This is a genomic window from Streptomyces californicus, from assembly GCF_000717645.1.
Lineage (GTDB): Bacteria > Actinomycetota > Actinomycetes > Streptomycetales > Streptomycetaceae > Streptomyces > Streptomyces californicus.
The window spans coordinates 1-19,419 of the sequence record NZ_JNZZ01000048.1 but is presented as its reverse complement, the minus strand read 5'-3'; the positions used below and the strand labels follow the sequence as shown (position 1 = coordinate 19,419).

General features: G+C 73.3%; 14 protein-coding genes. 11 read left to right on the top strand and 3 right to left on the bottom strand.

What is annotated here, in order from left to right; genetic code table 11:
* Window positions 1-208: 208 nt before the first annotated feature.
* From IF19_RS0133480 to IF19_RS0133460, 5 genes are all read left to right on the top strand, one after another.
* Entirely contained in the window at window positions 209-802 is a 594-nt protein-coding gene (locus IF19_RS0133480; RefSeq protein WP_030115345.1) for a TetR/AcrR family transcriptional regulator, read from the top strand.
* A 231-nt stretch (window positions 803-1,033) separates the two neighbouring features.
* Window positions 1,034-1,471 (top strand): NfeD family protein, encoded by a 438-nt coding sequence (locus IF19_RS0133475; protein WP_030115346.1) that lies wholly within the window; start codon window positions 1,034-1,036, stop codon window positions 1,469-1,471.
* A 94-nt stretch (window positions 1,472-1,565) separates the two neighbouring features.
* Window positions 1,566-2,669, top strand: a complete 1,104-nt coding sequence (locus IF19_RS0133470; RefSeq protein WP_030115347.1) for an SPFH domain-containing protein — start codon at window positions 1,566-1,568, stop codon at window positions 2,667-2,669.
* 280 nt (window positions 2,670-2,949) lie between these two features.
* A complete protein-coding gene (locus IF19_RS0133465; RefSeq protein WP_063755111.1) occupies window positions 2,950-4,434 on the top strand; it encodes a hypothetical protein in 1,485 nt (494 codons plus the stop codon).
* A 181-nt stretch (window positions 4,435-4,615) separates the two neighbouring features.
* Window positions 4,616-5,476: a hypothetical protein gene (locus IF19_RS0133460; protein WP_030277634.1), complete on the top strand. Its 861-nt coding sequence runs from the start codon at window positions 4,616-4,618 to the stop codon at window positions 5,474-5,476.
* A 52-nt stretch (window positions 5,477-5,528) separates the two neighbouring features.
* Here the strand turns inward: IF19_RS0133460 and IF19_RS0133455 are convergent, their stop codons facing one another.
* Window positions 5,529-8,189 carry a glycosyl hydrolase family 65 domain-containing protein gene (locus IF19_RS0133455; protein ID WP_030115351.1) on the bottom strand — a complete coding sequence of 887 codons (2,661 nt, stop codon included), beginning with the start codon at window positions 8,187-8,189 and terminating at the stop codon, window positions 5,529-5,531.
* Between the two features lie 274 nt (window positions 8,190-8,463).
* Window positions 8,464-9,741, bottom strand: coding sequence for a threonine synthase (locus IF19_RS1000000136685; RefSeq protein WP_234313263.1), 1,278 nt, complete (start codon window positions 9,739-9,741; stop codon window positions 8,464-8,466).
* A gap of 356 nt (window positions 9,742-10,097) precedes the next feature.
* Between IF19_RS1000000136685 and IF19_RS0133445 the strand changes: the two genes are divergently transcribed.
* Complete coding sequence (locus tag IF19_RS0133445; protein ID WP_030121392.1) at window positions 10,098-11,681, top strand: S8 family peptidase; 1,584 nt, start codon at window positions 10,098-10,100, stop codon at window positions 11,679-11,681.
* Between the two features lie 102 nt (window positions 11,682-11,783).
* On the opposite strand, the gene IF19_RS0133440 is transcribed toward IF19_RS0133445, so the two are convergent.
* Window positions 11,784-13,202, bottom strand: a complete 1,419-nt coding sequence (locus tag IF19_RS0133440) for a glycoside hydrolase family 18 protein (protein WP_030115355.1) — start codon at window positions 13,200-13,202, stop codon at window positions 11,784-11,786.
* 534 nt (window positions 13,203-13,736) lie between these two features.
* Here IF19_RS0133440 and IF19_RS0133435 point away from each other — a divergent pair.
* From IF19_RS0133435 to IF19_RS0133415, 5 genes are all read left to right on the top strand, one after another.
* Window positions 13,737-14,489 carry a GntR family transcriptional regulator gene (locus tag IF19_RS0133435; RefSeq protein ID WP_030121393.1) on the top strand — a complete coding sequence of 251 codons (753 nt, stop codon included), beginning with the start codon at window positions 13,737-13,739 and terminating at the stop codon, window positions 14,487-14,489.
* Window positions 14,490-14,728: 239 nt separating this feature from the next.
* A complete protein-coding gene (locus IF19_RS0133430) occupies window positions 14,729-14,929 on the top strand; it encodes a hypothetical protein (protein WP_030115357.1) in 201 nt (66 codons plus the stop codon).
* A gap of 414 nt (window positions 14,930-15,343) precedes the next feature.
* Window positions 15,344-15,748: an NUDIX hydrolase gene (locus IF19_RS0133425; RefSeq protein ID WP_030115358.1), complete on the top strand. Its 405-nt coding sequence runs from the start codon at window positions 15,344-15,346 to the stop codon at window positions 15,746-15,748.
* A 174-nt stretch (window positions 15,749-15,922) separates the two neighbouring features.
* A complete protein-coding gene (locus IF19_RS0133420) occupies window positions 15,923-16,411 on the top strand; it encodes an ATP-binding protein (RefSeq protein ID WP_030115359.1) in 489 nt (162 codons plus the stop codon).
* A gap of 214 nt (window positions 16,412-16,625) precedes the next feature.
* On the top strand, window positions 16,626-19,193 hold the full coding sequence (locus IF19_RS0133415; protein ID WP_030115360.1) for a SpoIIE family protein phosphatase: 2,568 nt from the start codon (window positions 16,626-16,628) through the stop codon (window positions 19,191-19,193).
* The last annotated feature ends 226 nt before the right edge of the window (window positions 19,194-19,419 follow it).

Sequence of the window (19,419 nt, the reverse complement as noted above, 5' to 3'; positions counted from 1 at the left end):
GGGGAGGCGGGGCAGGGCGGTGGGGCTCATGGGGCTGCCTTTCGTGACGAGGTGAGTGGGATGCCGTGACGAGGTGGGTGGGGTGCGGTGAGCGATCCGGGGGTGAGGGAGAACGTTCGGTCTCCCTTGGTCCGGCTCATCTAAGGTGCGGGCGTCGCCGGCTGTCAAGACCGAACGTTCTCCCTCATCGCTTGGTAGGGTCGGGTCCATGAGTCGGGGCACGGGAAACGGCAGTACGTCCGAGGCGCGGGCCAGGCTGCTCGCCACGGCGACGAGGATCTTCTACGCCGAGGGCATCCACTCCGTCGGCGTCGACCGGATCATCGCCGAGGCTCAGGTGACCCGCGCGACCCTGTACCGGCACTTCTCCGGCAAGGAACAGCTCGTCCTCGCCTATCTCGACCAGGCCGACCAGGGGATCCGGGCCCAGGTCGAGGCCGCCCGCGCGGGCGCCGCGCCGGGGGCGGACCAGGTGCGGGCCGTCGCGCGGGCCGTCGCCGACGGCATCCGGTCGCCGGGGTTCCGGGGCTGCGCCTTCCTCAACGCCGTGGCTGAATATCCCGACCCGGCCCACCCCATCCACCAGGCCGTGCTGACTCACCGGCAGTGGTTCCTCGACACCGTCACCGAGCTGCTGGCGCAGGCCGGGCATGTGCCCGCCGATGCCGCCGGCCGCCATGTCGTCATGCTGCGGGACGGGGCCATGGCCGCCGGATGCCTCTTCGATCCGGAGCTGGTCACTGACACCTTCCTCGGGGGTGTCGAGGGAGTCCTCCGCGGGTGGGGAGAAGGGGCCCGGTAGCGGGGGAAGCGCCCGGGGGCGGAGAAGGGGCCCGGTAGCGGGGGAAGCGGCCGGTGGCGGGAGAAGGGACCGGTGGTGCCGGGGGCCCTCGGTGTGCCCCTCGCGGTACTTCTCGGCGTGGCTTGATTCGATCGATCGTTAATCGAACGGGGTGGACGGTTCCAGCCGACGTCCTGCGGGTAGAAAGGTGGATATACCCGTACAAAGGTTCGTCGTGGGGAGGCTGGTTCGATGCCGTGGTTCGCCTGGCTGCTCGCCGCGGCGGCGCTCGGCGTCGCGGAGTTCTTCACCCTGACGCTGGTCTTCGGGCTGCTGGCCGGTGCCGCCCTCGTCGCCGCCGTGGTGGCCGGTCTCGGCGTCGGGCTGCTCGGGCAGCTCGTGGCGCTCGGGCTGACGGCGGTGGCCGGGCTCGCTCTCGTACGGCCCGTGGCCCTGCGCCAGATCGCCCAGGCGCCTCTGACCGTCGAGGGCAGCGACGCGCTGATCGGCAAGCGGGCCGAGGTGGTGCAGGAGGTCACCGCGACCCACGGCCTGATCAAGCTCTCCGGTGAGGAGTGGTCCGCCCGCGCCCTCGACGAGAGCCATGTCATTCCGGTGGGAGCGCTGGTGGACGTCATGGAGATCGACGGTGCGACCGCCGTGGTCTACCCCCGCGAACTCCTCCCCTGACCGCCCCCGGGCACGGGAGCACACGCCCGCCGATCCGTTGTGACCACCCGCCCGACCCTGCGGCGTACGGAGCGCTCGCCGCGAAGGAGGAAGCATGGACCCGGTCGTCATCCCGATCCTCGTGGCGGCGATCGTCGTCGTCTTCCTCGTGGCCGCCACCGTGCGCATCGTCCCGCAGGCGCGCCGCTACAACGTCGAGCGGTTCGGCCGCTACCGGCGGACCCTGCAACCCGGTCTGAACTTCGTCCTGCCGGTGGCGGACCGGATCAACACCAAGCTCGACGTGCGCGAGCAGGTGTACTCCTCCGACCCCAAGCCGGTGATCACCGAGGACAACCTCGTGGTCAACATCGACACCGTCCTCTACTACCAGATCACCGACCCGCGGGCGGCCGCCTACGAGGTCGCCGACTACCTCCAGGCCATCGACCAGCTCACCGTCACCACCCTCCGCAACGTCATCGGCTCCATGGACCTGGAGGGCACCCTCACCTCCCGCGAGGAGATCAACGCCCGGCTCCGCGCCGTCCTCGACGACGCGACCGGCAAGTGGGGCATCCGCGTCAACCGCGTCGAGATCAAGGCCATCGACCCGCCCAACACCATCAAGGAGGCGATGGAGAAGCAGATGCGGGCCGAGCGCGACAAGCGCGCCGCCATCCTGCACGCCGAAGGGGAGCGGCAGGCCAAGATCCTCACCGCCGAGGGCACCAAGCAGAAGGACATCCTGGAGGCCCAGGGCACCCAGCAGGCGATGATCCTGCGCGCCGACGGCGAGTCCAAGGCCGTTGAACTCGTCTTCCAGGCCGTCCACCGCAACAACGCCGACGCCAAGGTCCTCGCCTACAAGTACCTGGAGACCCTCCCGGACCTGGCCCGGAGCGACAACAACACCTTCTGGGTGATCCCCGGCGAGCTGACCGAGGCGATCCGTACGGTCAGCACCGCGTTCGGCGACCGGGCCACCGGTACGGGATCGCCGCCGGGCGCCCGGCGCGAGGACGCGGACGACGGAGCCGCCGACCCCGACGCCTCCGACAAGGACCACGTCGACGCCCCGGAGATCGAACCGAACTCCACCCTCGCCCTGGACGCCGTCGCCGCCGCCGACGAGGCCGCCAAGCAGGCCGCCGTCGCGGTGAGCGACGCGAAGGCCGAGGCGGAGGCCGCGGGGGAGACCCGGCTGCCGAGGCGGTGACGCCGCCCGTGCGTTCCGGCCGTGCGGGTGGGCCTCTCGGCTCGCCGGCCCGGAGTGGTGGTGACGCCCGTGCGTCGCCTGTGTGTTGCGGCTGAGCCTCTCGGGCCGCTGCCCCGGTGCGGCGGTAACGCCCCTGCACCGCCCGCTCGTTCCGGCCGTGCGGATAACCGCCTCGGGGCGTCGGCCCGGCGCGCGTACGTCTTGGTGCCGTCGCTTCCGTGCGGCAGACTTGCCACCGCAGTTCATGCCTGGGCTGCGGGCGACTCGGGGGAGTGCAACGGTGAACCGCCGCCTGTCGATGGCGCTGACCGCCTACGGCGTGGGGGGCCAGGCCCTCTTCCTGGTCCTGACCGAACCGCTGAAGAAATGGATCGTCGGCTTCCTGCCGCCCGGTACGACCGTGCGCGAGGTCCGAGTGTTCGGGCTCTCGTTCGACGGATTCGCCCTGCGCGCGTCGGGACACGCCGTGGGATGGGTTCCGCAGGCCGTCTTCCTGACGCTCGCCGCACTGCTCCTGTACGGCGTGTTCCGCGCGAGTACGGGCATCAGGCCGCGGATCAGGACCGTCCTCGCCCTCGCCGGAGCCTCCCTGCTCGCTGCCGGCGCGGCCGTGCTGATCACCCCGGTCGTCGACCCGGGCGCCTCCGCCGCCCTCCTCACGTACGACGAGTGGATCGTCCGGGCCCAGATCGGTGAAGTGCCCGCTTCCGCCGCCCAGTTCGCGTTGCTCACGCTGTGGTTGCCGCTGATTCCCTGGCTGTTGGTATGGCGGTACCGGGATCTGCCGCCGCTACGGGCCTACTTCGGGACGGCGGAGGGGGAGACGGACCCCGCGCCCCGAGCCGTCACCGGGCGGGCGCGGCGGCACCTCGTGTGCGCCGGGCTGATCCCGGCCGTGCTGCTGGCCGTGGCCGGGGGACAGGCCCTCCGCCATGTGCGGGTGCGCCACCTGTACCAGGGAGCGCCCGGGTCCTCGGACGCCGCCATCACCTTCGACCCGGACCTGTGGGTCCCGTACACCCCGCCGCCGCTCGTCTCCGAGTGGAGCGGCGTCCTCTACCCGGCGCTGCGCCTGCGCCCGCTCAGGACCGAGATGGTCGAGGGCTGGGCCGTCACCCTCGTGGTCTGCGCCGTCTTCCTCACGGCCCTGGCGTTGGCGCTCCGCTCGATCGTCACCCGTTCGGGGGATCTCGTGCAGCCGGAAGGGCCCGAGGACGCCGGTACGACCGGCCCGGCGGGAGCGATCGAGTCGGCGGACGCGGCGGAGGCCAAGCGCCCCGCCACCTCCCCACGACCCACCGCCTACCTCCGGCTCGTTCTGAAGGGGTGGTACGCGACCCTGCTCGCCGCCGTCCTCGCCGCGTTCGTGGACGGGCGGGTGCTGCGCTGGTTCGCCCCGCGCCGGGAGAGCGGCGGGGCGGCCGCCGACCAGCTGGGCGTGGCCATCGGCGACGCCGTCCGCTTCGGGGCGGCCTGGGGGTGGGCCACAGGGATCGCCTGCCTCGCCGTGGTCCTGCTGATGCGGCGGCGCGCGGCCCGTACGAACCCGCCCGGCGGCGAGGGGGAGCGGTGCCCGGTGCGCGCGGACGAAGAGCAGGCGGCAGGCGAGCAGCGGACGGCAGGCGAGCCGCAGTCGTCAGAAGAGCGGCAGACGGCAGCAGAGCCGCAGGCGGCAGGCGAGCCGCGGACGGCAAGCGAGCAGCGGTCTTCAGAAGAGCAGCGGTCGGCAGACGAGAGCGAGGAGCAGGCGGCCCATGGCGCATGACCGACGGGGGACGCAGGACCGGCAGGGGACGCAGGACCAACGGGGTGCGCGTGACCGGAGGGGGACCGGGGCGCGCAGGACGGGTGCGATGACCCGGGCGAGCGTACGCCGGGGGAGTGCACCGCCACCGTCGCGCCCCGAGGAGGAAGAGGGGACGGAGGGCGGGGGGCGGCTGCGGTTCGTGAAGAGCCCGACGACCTGGCTGCTGGGCATCCTGCTGGCCGTGGTGACCGTGACGTTCCAGGACGTCCTGACCGCGTCGGTGAAGGCGGTCCTTCCGCTGGACCGGGTCCCGGACCGGCTCTCCCCCCAGGGCGCCATCGACGTCGTCGAGGTCAGGGACGTCAAGGACATCGGGTATTACGTGGTGCGCGACGGTGAAGGCGCCGACGACGGAAAGCTCCGCGAACAGATCGCCTCGGGGCAGCCCTGGCGGGAGGGCCGCGATGTCGTCGACGCCGGGGACGCGGACTGGATGATCACGGTCCAGGGCCGAGCTTCCCAGCAGGTCCGCATCACCGACATCGTGCCCGTCCTGGAGGGCGGCGCCTGTGACAAGCCGCTCGGCGGCAGCCTGGCGCACTTCCCCTCCCAGGGCGTCTCCGACGTCATCCCCCTGGAGCTGGTGGTGGACGCCCCGCGCCCCCGTCTGGAGACGTACGGCAAGGACGGGAAGGACGGGAAGGACGCCAAGCCGTTCTTCACCGGGCCCGAGGCCAAGCACATCACGCTGAACCAGAACGAGACCGAGGCGTTCGTCGTCCACGCGACCGCCGAGACCGGCTACTGCCGCTGGCGGTACCGCGTGCACTACGAAATCGGCGGGACCACGGCGGAGATGACGATCAGCGGCCCCGGGGGCAGGCCCTTCGAGCTGACCGCGCGCCTGGCCGACCCGTCCGGGTACCGGAAGGTGTACTTCCCCGCCCTCGACTGCGTGCACCCCGGCGCCTGGTCGCCGGGCGACTGGTACGAGCAGACCGGGCCGGAGTACGCCCGCGCCCGCAGCGACGGCAAGGTGCCGCCCTGCCCCAAGGCGTGAGGCCCCGGCAGCCCACCCGCTACCGCCAGCCCGCCTCCACCCGTCCCGCCCGCTACCGCCCGCCCGCCTCCACCCGATCCACCCCTTCCACCCGCAGCTCCGCCAGGACCGGCGGCTTCTCCGGGTCCTCCGAGCGGACCGTCACCCGGACCTTCCTGGCCGTGTCGCCCGCCAGGAAGGGGCGCCAGAAGCGGCCGTCGACGGACGTCTCCACCGTGTGCGACACCGGCGGTACGTCGCCCCAGCGCGGGGTCACCGCCGCGATCCGCACGGGGCGCGGGCCCACGTCCACCGTCAGGGACCCCGCCGCGCCGTCCGGGGACCAGGACGTCGCCGGGCTGCCGTCCACCGCCGCCTCCGCGTAGAGGCCCGGGGCCTCGGAGGTCGCCGTCGCCGGGCGGCAGCGCGCCGCGTCGGCGGTCGGGGTCAGGTCGGGGCGACGGGTGGGCAGGGTCAGCGTCCCGGTCAGCCGGCGCGGGCCCCCGGCCGTGTGGACCGTGAACGGGCTGCCCGAGACCAGGCGCACCGTGGTCGTCCGGGGGCCGATCCCGACGTCGTACACCGCGTCCCGGAACCGCAGCCCCTTCGCCGTGACGCCCTCGCCGAGCTGGGGCGGCAGCGTCGGAGCCAGGCGGACGCCGTCCTCGCGCAGCCGCAGCCCCGTCAGCCCGTGCGTGAACACCTGGAGGAAGCCGCCCTTACCGGTCAGGAAGTCCTCGGCGGGGAAGCCCGACAGAGGGTCCTCCGCCCCCGCCTTCTCACCGCGCGCCTCGGAGAACAGGTCGTACGGGCCCCGCATGAACGGGCGTACCGCGCGCTGGAGATACGTGTACGCCGAGCAGCCCGGCTCCCCGGTCTCCGCCGCGTCGATCGCGTGCACCGAGTCCGTCATCGCCGGGCCGTCCGGGTCGGTGCGGGCCGCGTAGTAGTCGAGGGTGGCCGCCGCGGCGCCGGGCTCCATGGGCCACTCCAGCGGGTAGGTCAGGAGCACCGTGTCCGCCTGCTTGATCGTGGAGCCGTTGTACCCGGCGTACTGGAGGTAGACCTTCCGCTCGGCGTCGTACGGGATGCGCAGACCGTCCGCGACCCGGTTCCAGGCGGCCGGCGGGCGGTGGCCGAGCAGGCGGGCGGCGCGGGTCGCGTTGCGGAGCGCGGTGGCGGCGACCGCGTTGGTGAAGACGCCGTCGTCCACGCCGTTGCTGTACTCGTCGGGCCCGGCCACGTTCCGGACGGAGTAGGTGCCGTCGGCATTGGCCGTGGCGCGGGAGCGCCAGAAGTCCGCGACGCCCTTCAACAGCGGCCAGCCCCGCTCCCCCAGCCAGTCGCGGTCGCCGGTGGCCAGAAAGTACTGCCAGACGGCCAGCGAGACGTCTCCCTGGAGGTGGTTCTGCGTCAGACAGTGCGGCGGGTCCCAGCTCTGGCACTCGGAGTCGAGGCGGCCCCGGCTCGCACTGGTCCACGGGTAGAACAGCCCGTCGTACCCGAGCTTCTCGGCGTTCGCGCGGGCCGCGCCCCGGGTGCGGTAGCGGTACTCGACGACCGAACGGGCCAGCTCCGGGCGGGTCGCCAGCAGCCCCGGGAACATCCACGTCTCCGCGTCCCAGAAGACCATTCCCGCGTAGTTGTCGCTGGTCAGACCGGCCGGGGCGATGCTGTCGGCGGCGCCGCGCCGGGTGCTCGCCAGTAGTCCGTACTGGGCGGCGCGCAGCCACCCCTGCAACTCTCCGTGGCCCGGGACCAGCACATCGGCCGACCAGTCCTCGCGCCAGGCCGCCTCGTTCGCCGCGAAGACCCGGTCCCAGCCGCGCCGCGCCGCCCGGTGCGCCGTCTCCCGGGCGTCCTCGGCCGGGGCGCGGGAGGTGAGGGCGGTGTCGACGCCGACGTACTTCTCGAAGGTGTACGTGCGGCCCGCGCGGACCGGGGCTGCGTGCGCGGACGCGCCGGTCCGCAGGGTCTCGACCACGCCCGAACCGCTCCGCATCGTCTGCGCGACGGCCCCCTCGACCCCGGTGCCGAGCGTGCGGAACGTCCCGTCCTCCCGCAGCGTGATCCGGCGTGCGCCCCGCTCGTCGAGCCGCCCGGTGACGGTCGCGGTACCGCTCCAGCGCGGGGTCATCCGCAGGCGTACGGCCCCGGCGTGGACGTCGGAGCGGTCGGCCAGCACGTCGTACACGAGGTCGGTGGCCCGGCCGTCCGCCGTCGTCCACCGCAGCGAGGTGCGGACGAGGCCGCAGGAGAGGAAGACCGTCTGCCGGTAGTACGAGATCCGGTCCGCCGGGGTGTCCGGGCCGAGGGTCTCCCCGCCGACGCCCACGTCCACGGTGGTCCAGCTCGGCAGTGCGGCGATCACCTCGCGGCCCTCGGAGACGGCCCGGTCGCGGGCGTGGAGACCGGAGACGAACGCCCCGCCGTAGCGGGGGGTGTAGAGCGGCCAGCCGGTCTTCTCGCCGGTGGCCGCGTAGCCCGCACCGGTGGCGGGGACCCGGTGGCCGAGGTAGCCGTTCCCGATGTACGGGGTGTAGCCGGCGGCCTCCCCGAACCGCTCGGAGGTCCGGGCCCAGGCGGGATCGGAGGCGTCCCCGCAGGCGGGAGGGTGGGCGCCGGGGGTGTGGTCCGGGCCGCCCGTCGCCCGGGCGGCCGGAGGCGCCGGTGCGATGAGGGCCGCGGCGACCAGGGCGGCGAGGGCGGCGGCGGAGATACGCGGGAGGCTCACGGGACGACGGTAGGGAGCGGCCCGCCCGGCCCGCCGCCACGGCGCGCGGGGCCCCCGGTACGCACCCCGCACCGGGCGTCCGCCTGCCCGCCGGATGGAGCAGATCCGGCCACGGGGAACGTCCGCCCCACCCTGGCCGACACGGCCACCGCGCCCGCCCCGACGTCTGTCCCTACCGGCCCGACGCGGGAAGTCGGCGGCCCCGACGCGGGAAGACGGCGGCCCCGACGCGGGAAGACGGCGGCCGTCGCCCCGACGCCCGCCCCACCGCGCCCTAAGCCGACGCCGCCATGCCGGTCTTCAGCCCCGAGCCGCACAGCGGCACCACCACCTCGCCCCGGACCGCGTCGCCCCCGGCCCGTACCGCCGCCCAGCAGGCCACCCCCGTCGTCTCGACGAAGAGGCCGCGCGCCGCCAGGTCCCGCTGGGCCTCGCGGACGCCGTCCTCGGGCACCGTCAGGAACGTGCCGCCCGACTCCCGTACCGCCGCCAGGATCTGGCGGGCGCGGGGCGGCCGGGGGATCGCGATGCCCTCCGCGAGGGTGGCGGGTTCCACGCCGCCCGCACCTCCAGCCGCGTTCCCGCCCGTGCCCGGCACGCCCCCGGCACCCGCGCCCCCGCCCGGACCCGGAACGCCCCCTGCGCCGACGTCCCCGCCCGGAACGGTCCCGCCGTCCGGAAGCAGGCCGTCCGCCCCGCCCTCGCCGTCCCGAAGCAGGTCCCCCGCCCCGACCGGAAGCAGGTCGTCCGCCCCCGCTCGGAACGCGGCCGCCAGCGGCGACACCGCCTCCGCCTGGACGGCGATCAGCCGGGGGCGGGCCGTGATCAGGCCCAGCGCGCGCAGTTCGGCGACGGCCAGCGCCACGCCCAGCAGCAGCGTGCCGTTGCCCACCGGGACCGCCAGGGCCTCGGGCAGCCGGCCGCCGAGGTCCTCCCACAGCTCGTACGCGTACGTCTTCGTGCCGTGCAGGAAGTACGGGTTGAAGACGTGCGAGGCGTAGAAGGCCCCCGGTTCGTCCGCCGCCGCGCGGGCCGCCCGCGCGGTCGCCTCCCGGCCGCCGGGGACCGTGACCAGCCGGGCGCCGTGGGCCCGGATCTGCTCGGTCTTCTTCGCCGACGTGCCCTCGGGGACGTACACCGTGCACGGCAGGCCGGCCCGTGCGCAGTACGCGGCGAACGACGTGCCCGCGTTGCCGGAGCTGTCGGCGACGACCCGGTCCGGGCCCAGTCGCCGGGCCAGCTCCCCGAGCATCACCGCGCCGCGGTCCTTGAAGGAGAGCGTCGGCATGAGGAAGTCGAGCTTCGCCGAGACGGTGTCGGTGAGCGGGACGAGCGGGGTGCGGCCCTCGCCCAGGGAGATCGCCGACGTGTCGAGGGGGAGGAATTCCTTGTAACGCCACAATGAATCGGCCCGGCCCGCAAGCGCGTTCGCCGCGACGCCCCGCGCGGGGGTGAAGTCGAGGTCCCACGGGCCCCGACAGACCGGGCAGCACCAGGTCAGAGCCGTGATCGCGGACCGCGTCCCATCCACCGGACAGTGATAGCTCGTCATGTCCGCCAGCATGTCAGGCGTATGGCAGGTGAATGGCGCGCGTATGGAGAGTCCCAAGGCGCCCTTGTGGGTTCGCCATGGATCGGTCAATCTTTCGCTGGCAGCAGGGCGGGCCGCACGCCGGACGACGCGAAACGCCGTGTGCTCCGAGGGCTCTGTTGTCATGCTCATGCGATATGTGCGCCCTGTGGTCGGCACCACCGCACCGGGCGACACCGGAACGCCGCACCACCGCGCAACCGGAAACCGCACCACGCGACACCGGTACACCGCACCACCGCGCAACCGGAACACCGGAACACCGCACCACGGCACCACCCCCCACCAGAGCACCGCCGATGAGGAGGACCCCTCAGATGTCAGTGACGCGTCACACCCCCCAGGCCCGTCGAAGACTCGCCGCGGCGACCGTCATAGCCACCGCGGCAGCCGTCGCGCTCGCCACCGCCGCGCTCCCGGCGACCGCGGCCGAGCGCGCCCCCGAAGGCGTGATCCTGAACGCGGACGCCCCGGGCACCATCAGCGACAGCTACATCGTCACGCTGAAGGACTCGGCCGCGAAGTCGGACTCCGCCCAGGGCCGGGCCCTCGCGAAGAAGTACGGCGCGAGCATCGAGCGCACCTACCGCGCGGCCCTCAACGGCTACGCGGTCGAGGCCACCGCCGCGGAGGCGAAGAAGTTCGCCGCCGACCCGGCCGTCGCCTCCGTCTCGCAGAACCGCACCTTCACGGTCTCCGCCACCCAGACCAACCCGCCCTCCTGGGGGCTGGACCGGATCGACCAGCGGAGCCTCCCGCTGGACCAGCGCTACACCTACCCCGACAAGGCGGGCGAGGGCGTCACCGCGTACGTCATCGACACCGGGGTGCGCATCAGCCACAGCGACTTCGGCGGCCGCGCGGCCAACGGCTACGACGCCATCGACAACGACAACGTCGCCCAGGACGGCCACGGCCACGGCACGCACGTGGCGGGCACCGTCGCGGGCACCGCTCACGGCGTCGCCAAGAAGGCGAAGATCGTCGGCGTCCGCGTGCTGAACAACCAGGGCTCCGGCACCACCGCCCAGGTCGTCGCCGGCATCGACTGGGTGACGGCCAACGCCGTCAAGCCCGCGGTCGCCAACATGAGCCTCGGCGGCGGCGCGGACGCGGTCCTCGACGCGGCCGTGCAGCGGTCCATCGCCGCCGGCATCACCTACGCCGTCGCGGCGGGCAACGAGTCGACCAACGCCAGCACCAAGTCCCCGGCGCGCGTCGCCGAGGCGATCACGGTGGGCTCGACGACCAACACCGACGCCCGCTCCAGCTTCTCCAACTACGGCGCGGTCGTGGACATCTTCGCGCCCGGTTCCTCGATCACCTCGACGTGGAACACCAGCGACAGCGCGACGAACACCATCTCCGGTACGTCGATGGCCAGCCCGCACGTGGCCGGCGCGGCGGCGATCTACCTTGCCGACAACCCGGGCTCGACCCCCGCCCAGGTCTCCGCCGGACTCGTCGCGGCCGCCACCCCGAACGTCGTCACCAACCCGGGCACCGGTTCGCCCAACCGCCTGCTGTACGTCGGCGCGGGCAGCACCAACCCGCCGGGCAAGAAGTTCGAGAACACCACCGGGTACGCGATCAACGACAACGCCACCGTCGAGGCCCCGGTCACCGTCACCGGCATCACCGGCAACGCCCCGGCCGCGCTGAGCGTCCCGGTCAACATCTCGCACACCTACATCGGTGACCTGAAGATCGACCTGGTCGCCCCGAACGGCACGGTCTTCAACCTGAAGGCGTACGGCTCGGGCGGCAGCAGCGACAACGTGGTCACCACGTACACCGTCAACGCCTCGTCCGTCGTCGCCAACGGCACCTGGAAGCTCCGGGTCAGCGACAACGCGAGCGCCGACACGGGCCGGATCAACAGCTGGGCGCTCCAGTTCTGACGCGGAGCCCGTCCCGGTGGTGAACCACCGCACCCCGTAACGCGGGGCCGGTGCGGTCGCGCGACGCGACCGCACCGGCCCCTTCGGCGTACCGGGGTCCGGTCAGCGGCGGTTGAGCCCGCGGTCGACCGCGGTGATCAGCTCACCGTTCTCCGTGTCCCCGTCCAGCGACCAGAACATCGCCCCGCCGAGGCCCTTGTCCCGGACGTACGCGGCCTTCGTGCGCAGCACCTGCGGGTCGTCGTACGTCCACAGCGTGGTGCCGTCGAACAGCCAGGCGTGGCCGTTCTTCACATCGCGGTGGACCGTGTACTCACCCGAGGCGGCCAGCTTCTTGAGGACCTTGTAGTCCTCGTAGCCCGCCGCCCAGGTGGCCGGGGCGGGGCCCGTCGCCGGCTGCCCCATGCCCGTACCGCCGCCGCTCACGCCGGTCCAGCCCTGGCCGTAGGTCGGCATGCCCATCACGATCTTGTGCTTGGGCGCGCCGCGCCGCACCCAGTCGCGCACGGTCCGGTCGACGCTGAAGTCGTTCCGCGCGTACAGGGCCGACTGCTGGGCCGTCTTCTTCTCGCTCGACACGTGGTAGTCGTACCCCTGGATGTTGACGAAGTCGAAGTCCTTCATGAGGCGCTTCACGTCGAACCCGGCGTCGATCGCCTTGGGGTTGGCGGGGACGTACGCGGACAGGTCGTAGTGCTTGGGCTTCGGCTTGTGGTGGCCGTGCCCGTGGCCCTTGTCCTTGCCCTTGGCGTCCTTGCCGGCCTTCGCCTCGCTCCTGGCGTGGGCGTCGAGCTGGGTGCGGAACTCGCTGATCAGGGCGGTGAAGTTCTTCTTGTCCTCCGGCCGGAAGACCGTGCCCTCGTTGGCCGCCGAGCCGGGCCACTCCCAGTCGACGTCGATGCCGTCGAAGAGGCCGGCCGCCGCGCCGTCGCCGCCGCGGGCCCCGTCCTTGGGGAGGTTGCCCTTGATGTACAGGTCGATGCAGGAGGAGACGAGCGCCTTGCGGGAGGCCGCGGTGCGGACGGCGTCGGAGAAGTGGGTGGACCAGCTCCAGCCGCCGAGCGAGATCATGACCTTGAGGCCGGGGTGCTTGGCCTTCAGCTCGCGGAGCTGGTTGAAGTTGCCCGCGAGCGGCTGGGTGTCGGTGTCGGCGACGCCGTCGACCGATCCCGCCGCGTCGAGCGGACGGGCGTAGTCAGCCCAGGCATCGGCCTGGCCGGGGACGTTGCCGGTGAAGCACTTCCCCTCGGCGCTGACGTTGCCGAAGGCGTAGTTGATGTGGGTCAGCTTGGCCGCCGCCCCGCTGGTGTCCAGGTCCTTGACCTGGAAGTCGCGCCCGTAGACGCCCCACTGGGTGAAGTAGCCGACGCTCTTGTAGGCGGGGCGGTGGTGGCCCTTGCCGCGGTCCCCTTCGTCGCCGCGGTCATGGCCGGGACCGGAGGCCGCGGCCGGGGCGACGCCCGTCAGCAGGGCCAGGGCGACGCCGGCGATGGTGATTCGGGACAGGTCTCTTCGACGCATGAGGCTCGTTCCTGTGCGTGATCCGGTGCGGAGGCGAAGCGGAAGTAAAGCGAAAGGAAAAACGGGAGCCGTGCTGTGGACAGGAAGGTATTGGTCTGGACCAAAAATGGTCAAGAGGTGGGGAGTTGTCGATGTGCGAGCCGGTGCTGGGCGGTGGTGCGAGCCGCTGTGGGGCGGTGGTGCGGGGCAGGTGGTGACGCGAGCCGGTGCGGGGCCGTGGCGGACCGTGTCGGTGGGTGCGGGGTGATGCCGGCCGGTGTCGGGTGGCGCGGAGTGGGGCAGGTTCCGGACGTCTTCGGGCGCTGCGGGTCCCCTCGGTTCGTTGCGGGCGTGATGATCGGGTGGTGAGTTCGAGACGAGTTCGGCGCGGTCCGGGGCGGGGTGATCGGCCGGTTCTGCTCTGGCGTCCGCGCCCCCGGATATGCCTCAGTGGTCGCGAGATCATCACATCGAGTGAAACTCTGGCCTACGCTTGCGGCGCACAACCCACCGTTGTCAGGCTGTCGCAGACTGTCAACCTGTTGGGAGTGGCCTGTGACTTTCGGTGAGCAGCCCGCCTATCTGCGCGTGGCGAGCGATCTCAGGGAGAAGATCGTCAACGGCGCGCTGCCGCCCCATACCCGCCTGCCGTCGCAGGCCCGTATCCGGGAGGAGTACGGGGTCTCGGACACCGTCGCCCTGGAGGCGCGGAAGGTGCTGATGGCGGAGGGGCTGGTCGAGGGGCGCTCCGGCTCCGGTACGTATGTGCGCGAGCGCCCCGTGCCGCGCAGGATCGCCCGCTCCGGCTACCGGCCGGAGACGGGCGTCAACCCCTTCCGGCAGGAGCAGACCACCGAGGGGGCGCGCGGGACCTGGGAGTCCCGCAGCGAGCAGGAGGGGGCGAGCCCCGAGATCGCGGAGCGGCTGGGCATCGAGCCCGGTGACCGGGTGATGCGCACGCACTACGTCTTCCGGGAGGCGGGCGAGCCGATCATGCTCTCCACCTCCTGGGAGCCGCTGGCCGTCACGGGCCGGACGCCCGTGATGCTGCCCGAGGAGGGCCCGCTGGGCGGCTGCGGGGTGGTCGACCGGATGGCCGCGATCGACATCGTGGTGGACAACGTCGCCGAAGAGGTCGGCGCGCGCCCGGGGCTGGCGGAGGAGCTCCTGGCGCTGGGCGGTGTGCCCGGCCACGTGGTCATCGTCATCGGGCGGACGTACTACGCCTCGGGCCGGGCCGTGGAGACGGCGGACGTGGTGGTGCCGGCCGACCGGTACCGGATCGCGTACCACCTGCCGGTCAGGTAGCGGCCGCGTCGGGCGGGCGCGTCGGCGTCCGTACGGGGTCGGGCGGCGGTCTCCGCCCGACCGCTGCCGCACCAGGGGGCGCATTCTTCGGATGCGCCCCTTTCGTGTTGGCCGGATGTGTATCTCTTTGTGTAAAGCCGCCTGCGCTGAGTGAAGGTCAGGCGTACGCTCGGGCATATGCGCACTGCGGTTTCCTGGGGATCCTTAGAGACGTCCACACCGGCGGGAGGAAGGGTGACATGCGAGGGAGCGACACGATGAGCGACAGCGGCGCGGCGCTTCCCTGGCAGGTGATCCGGCAGGACGACGGCGGAGGGAGCTACCGCGTGGGCCGGTACGCCACGCAGGCGGAGGCGCAGCAGGTCGCGGACGGCCTCGACCACCGCCACCGGCACCAGGTCTACCGGGTGGAGCGGGTCGGCCAGAGGCCCCACCCCTGACGTCTGCCGCGTCCGCCGCTCCCGGCGCGGCTTCGCGCCCGCACCGGCCCGTCCGCCCCGCTCGCGGTACGGCTTCGCGCCCGCGTACGCCCCCGCACCGCCGCCCACCCGGCAGGCAGCCCACGGGGCACCCGCCCACCCGGCAGGCCGCCCACGGCGCACCCGCCCGCCCGTCAGTCCGCCCGCTCGGCTGACCGCCCGCCCGTCAGTCCGCCAACCCGGCGGGCCCGCACGCTCGACGCACCGCCCGCCCGTCACCGCCCCCGCCGTTCTCGGGTCCGCCCGTCACCGGCCCCGGTCCCTTCGGGCTCGCCCCCACCCCCGCCGGCCGCATTGGGTGCGCCGCCGGCTCGGGCGGTAGGGTCCGGCCGGACCGGGGTGTGCAGGTCCCCGGGCTGCGGCGAGCTGGGCGGAGTGGTGGCGGTGCTGATCGACACGGTGGCGTGGGTGCGGATCGAGGAGGGCCGGATCCTCTGTGCCCGCCCCCGGGGCAAGGACGTCTTCTACATCCCGGGCGGCAAGCGCGAAGGCGCGGAGACCGACCTGGAGACCCTTCTGCGGGAAGTCCGGGAGGAACTGACGGTCGGCCTGATCCCGGAGACCGTCGCCCACGCGGGTACGTACGAGGCGCCGGTGGACGACCGTCCCGGCGCCGCCGTCGTACGGATGAGCTGCTACTACGGCGACTACCGCGGCACGCTCGCCGCGAGCAGTGAGATCGAGGAGACGGCCTGGTTCTCCTTCGCCGACCGGGAACTCGTGCCGCCCGTGGACCAACTCCTCTTCGACGACCTGAAGGCCGCCGGCGCCCTGCGCTGAGCCCGCACGCGGGGGCGGAGGAGGGTAGCCCGACCGGGGGGCGGGCCGGTGCGGCGGGTGGGTGCGGCCGTCTGTACCAAACCCCGCACCGGGCGGTAGCGGGGGGTAAATGGTGGGTATGTGGTGCTAAGTACCTTTTCTGCGCAAAGGTGCGCCCGCAGCCGTCCTGGGGAAGTGGTCCGCGTGATCGATACCGAAGGCGACTGCGCCGCGTGGACCTTCGACGCCGAGCCCGGTTCCGTACGCGGCGCGCGGCACGCCGTCCGGTGCGCGCTCGACACCTGGGGGATCGACGCGACGGTGGGTGACCTGGCGGTCCTGCTCGTCAGCGAGCTGGTGACCAACTCCCTCCGGTACGCCTCCGGTCCCATCGGCGTACGCCTGGTCCGCTCGCAGCCCGACGGGGACCTCGCCCTGGCGGGCGGCCCGGCCCCGGCCGGCCCGCTCGCCGGGGCGCCGCTCGCCGAACGGCCGCCCACCGCCCCGGGACTGCTGGTGGAGGTCTCCGATCCGCTTCCGGATCCGCCCACCGAGCGCCGAGCGGGACCCGACGACGAGGGCGGCCGGGGACTCCAGCTCGTGGCCTGTTCAGCGCGTCGCTGGGGGACCCGGCGGGGAAAGACCGGCAAGACCGTGTGGTTCGAGCTAGCTCTCCCTGGTTAGGAGAGTGGAGGGAAGCACAGCGATCACCTGGGGTCGGGCAGAACCTGGCTGAAAGGGACTGAGACCGTGCTGTGATCGTGAACGCCGTGTCGGTCGGGGCCGTAGTACTGAATACTGCGGGCAGGACCGGTCCGGTGCGTGAGCTGGAGGGGACGGTCGCGTGAGCGAAATACCTGGGACTACGGGCGATGTCGACGGAACGACCGGCGATGTCGTGTGGCAGAGCAGCCCACCCGGCTCGATCTACGACCACATCAAGGTCGCCTCCTTCTCGATCGGGCCGGACGGACTGGTCGAGCAGTGGAGCAGTCGGGCCGCCGGTCTGTTCGGCATGACCTCGACCGAGGCGATCGGCCGCGATCCGGTGGAGGCGTTCATGCCCGCCGAACTGCGCTCCGGCGGTCACCGGCGGGTCGGCGAGATCCTGGACGGCAAGGAGTGGACGGGCCTCGTACCGTTCCGGATGCCGGGCGAGAACGGCGCGCACGGCGTCGCCGAGGTCTACGTGATGCCGAGCCTGACGGCCCGGGGGGAACGGGCCGCGCTCTGTATCGTCGTGGACGTCCGGGCCCTGCGCCGCATCGAGACCGACCTCGCCGCCTCACAGGCCATATTCGGTCAATCTCCCTTCGGCTTCGTGCTGTTCGGCACCGACCTCGCCGTCGTGCGGGCGAACCAGCGCTTCGCCACCGTCTTCGGCGGCTCGGCCGAGGACCACCGGGGCCGCACTGTGGAGGACTACCTGCCGCGCTCCGAGGCCGACCGGCTGACCGCCACGCTGAAACGCGTCCTGGAGACCGGGGAGTCCGTCACCGACCTCCAGCTCGTCGGCCCCGCGCCCAACACCACCGAGCGCCGCCACTGGTCCATGAACCTCTACCGGGTGCACAGCGGAGCCGGCCGCCCCGTGGGCATCGCCGGACTCGCCACCGACGTCACCCGCCGGCACATCGCCGCGCGGGAGGCGGCCAGCGCCCGCCGCAACCTCGCCCTCCTGAACGAGGCCAGCGCCCGCATCGGCAACTCCCTGGACCTGGAGACCACCGCCCGCGAACTCCTCGACGTGGCCGTCCCCGGCTTCTGCGACCTCGCCTCCGTCGACCTCTACCAGGGCCTCCTCACCGGTGAGGAGGCCGCGCCCGGCAGCGGGGCCTCCGCCCACCGCGACCCCGCCGGCGGCTCGGCCGAGCTGCGCCGGGTCGCCCACGCCAGCGCCGTCGCCGACGCCCTGCCCACCGCCGTGGCGGGCAGCGGGGCCCCGGGTCCGGACGACCTGCCGCCCGCGCTCGGCTCCGTCCACCGCTTCCCGGTCGGCTCGCCCTGCGCCATGGCGCTGCGCTCCCGCCGGGCCGAGGACGTCCCCGGCGACGAGATGGGCTTCGTCCAGTCGACGCTCGCCGTCCCGATGGTCGCCCACGACACCGTCGTCGGCCTCGTCCAGTTCTCCCGTACGAAGGGCAGCGAGCCGTTCGGGGAGCGCGACCGGGCCCTCGCCACCGAGCTGGCCGCCCGCGCCGCCGTCTGCATCGACAACGCGCGCCTCTACCGCCGCGAGCACGAACGCGCCCTCATCCTCCAGCGCAGCCTGCTGCCCCCCGGCGACCCCGAGGCCGCCGGGCTCGACATCGCCTGCCGCTACCTGCCGGGCAACGCCGCCACCGAGGTCGGCGGCGACTGGTTCGACGTGATCGAGCTGCCGGGCCACCGCACCGCCCTCGTCGTCGGCGACGTCATGGGGCGCGGCCTGCGCGCCGCCGTCGCCATGGGCGAACTGCGCACCGCCGTACGGACCCTGGCCCTCCTCGACCTCGAACCCGCCGAAGTGCTGTACGCCCTCGACGAGGTCGCCCGCGGCCTCGGCTCCCCGGGCGGCGGCGAGCGCAGCGAGGGGCTCGGCGGCAGCGGGGGAGCCCAGTGGCCCTCCCGCGCCGCGCAGAAGTCCCGCGAGGCGGACCTCTCCGAGGTGTACCTCGCGACCTGCGTGTACGCCGTCTACGACCCGGTCACCCGGCGGTGCACCATCGCCAACGCGGGCCACATGCCGCCCGCCCTGGTCGAGCCCGGCAGGCCCGCCCGGCTCATCGACGTACCGCCGGGCATGCCGCTGGGCGTCGGCGGGGAGCCGTTCGAGGAGGTCGAGGTCGAACTGGCCGAGAACGCCCTGCTCACCCTGTACACCGACGGTCTGGTCGAGTCCCGCGACCAGTCGCTTGACGCGGGGCTGGACGCGCTGCGGTCGGTGCTGACCGGACCGCAGATGGAGCTGGAGGACGCCTGCGACTTCGTCCTCTCCACCCTCGACACCCAGCACGGCGAGGACGACATCGCGCTCCTGATGGCCCGTATCCAGGGGCTGCCCGCCGAGGCGGTCGGGGACTGGACGCTGCCGCGCGAACCCCGCTCGGTGGGACGCGCCCGCGAGCTGGCCCGCGGCCAGCTCCTCTCCTGGGACCTCGACGACCTGGTCGACACCACCGAACTCCTCGTCAGCGAGCTGGTCACCAACGCCCTGCGCTACGGCGAGGGCGAGATCCGGCTCAGGCTGCTGCGCGACCGCACCCTCGTCTGCGAGGTGTGGGACGCCGGACTCGTCCAGCCGCGCCGCCGCCGCGCCCGCGACACCGACGAGGGCGGACGGGGCCTGCAACTGGTCGGGCTGCTCAGCGCCGCCTGGGGCACGCGCCGCACCCCGCGCGGCAAGACGGTCTGGTTCGAGCTGGCCCTGCCGGACGGGGAGCCGGCGGCCGAACTCTCCGTGGAGCAGTTGCTGAGCATGTACTGAGACCGCCGGGGCCCACCGGCCGCGGACCGGGCGCCCACCTCCGGAACCTTCGGCGCCGCCCGCCCCGCCCCCGCCCTCCTGCCGGCGGGGGCCGTCCCGCCCTCGCCCTCGTAGCCGCCGCCCCGGGCCCCGCCCTCGCCCTCCTGCCGGCGGGGGCCGCCGCGCTGGGCCCTCGCCCTCGTACGGGCGGGGGCCGCCGATCCCGGGCCCCGTCCAGCCGCCGCCC

Bases quoted from the DNA above. Each gene is read 5' to 3' on its own strand.
- IF19_RS0133480 (WP_030115345.1), top strand. From the start codon at position 209: ATGAGTCGGGGCACGGGAAACGGCAGTACGTCCGAGGCGCGGGCCAGG.
- IF19_RS0133475 (WP_030115346.1), top strand. From the start codon at position 1,034: ATGCCGTGGTTCGCCTGGCTGCTCGCCGCGGCGGCGCTCGGCGTCGCG.
- IF19_RS0133470 (WP_030115347.1), top strand. From the start codon at position 1,566: ATGGACCCGGTCGTCATCCCGATCCTCGTGGCGGCGATCGTCGTCGTC.
- IF19_RS1000000136685 (WP_234313263.1), bottom strand. From the start codon at position 9,741: ATGACGAGCTATCACTGTCCGGTGGATGGGACGCGGTCCGCGATCACG.
- IF19_RS0133445 (WP_030121392.1), top strand. From the start codon at position 10,098: ATGTCAGTGACGCGTCACACCCCCCAGGCCCGTCGAAGACTCGCCGCG.
- IF19_RS0133440 (WP_030115355.1), bottom strand. From the start codon at position 13,202: ATGCGTCGAAGAGACCTGTCCCGAATCACCATCGCCGGCGTCGCCCTG.
- IF19_RS0133430 (WP_030115357.1), top strand. From the start codon at position 14,729: ATGCGAGGGAGCGACACGATGAGCGACAGCGGCGCGGCGCTTCCCTGG.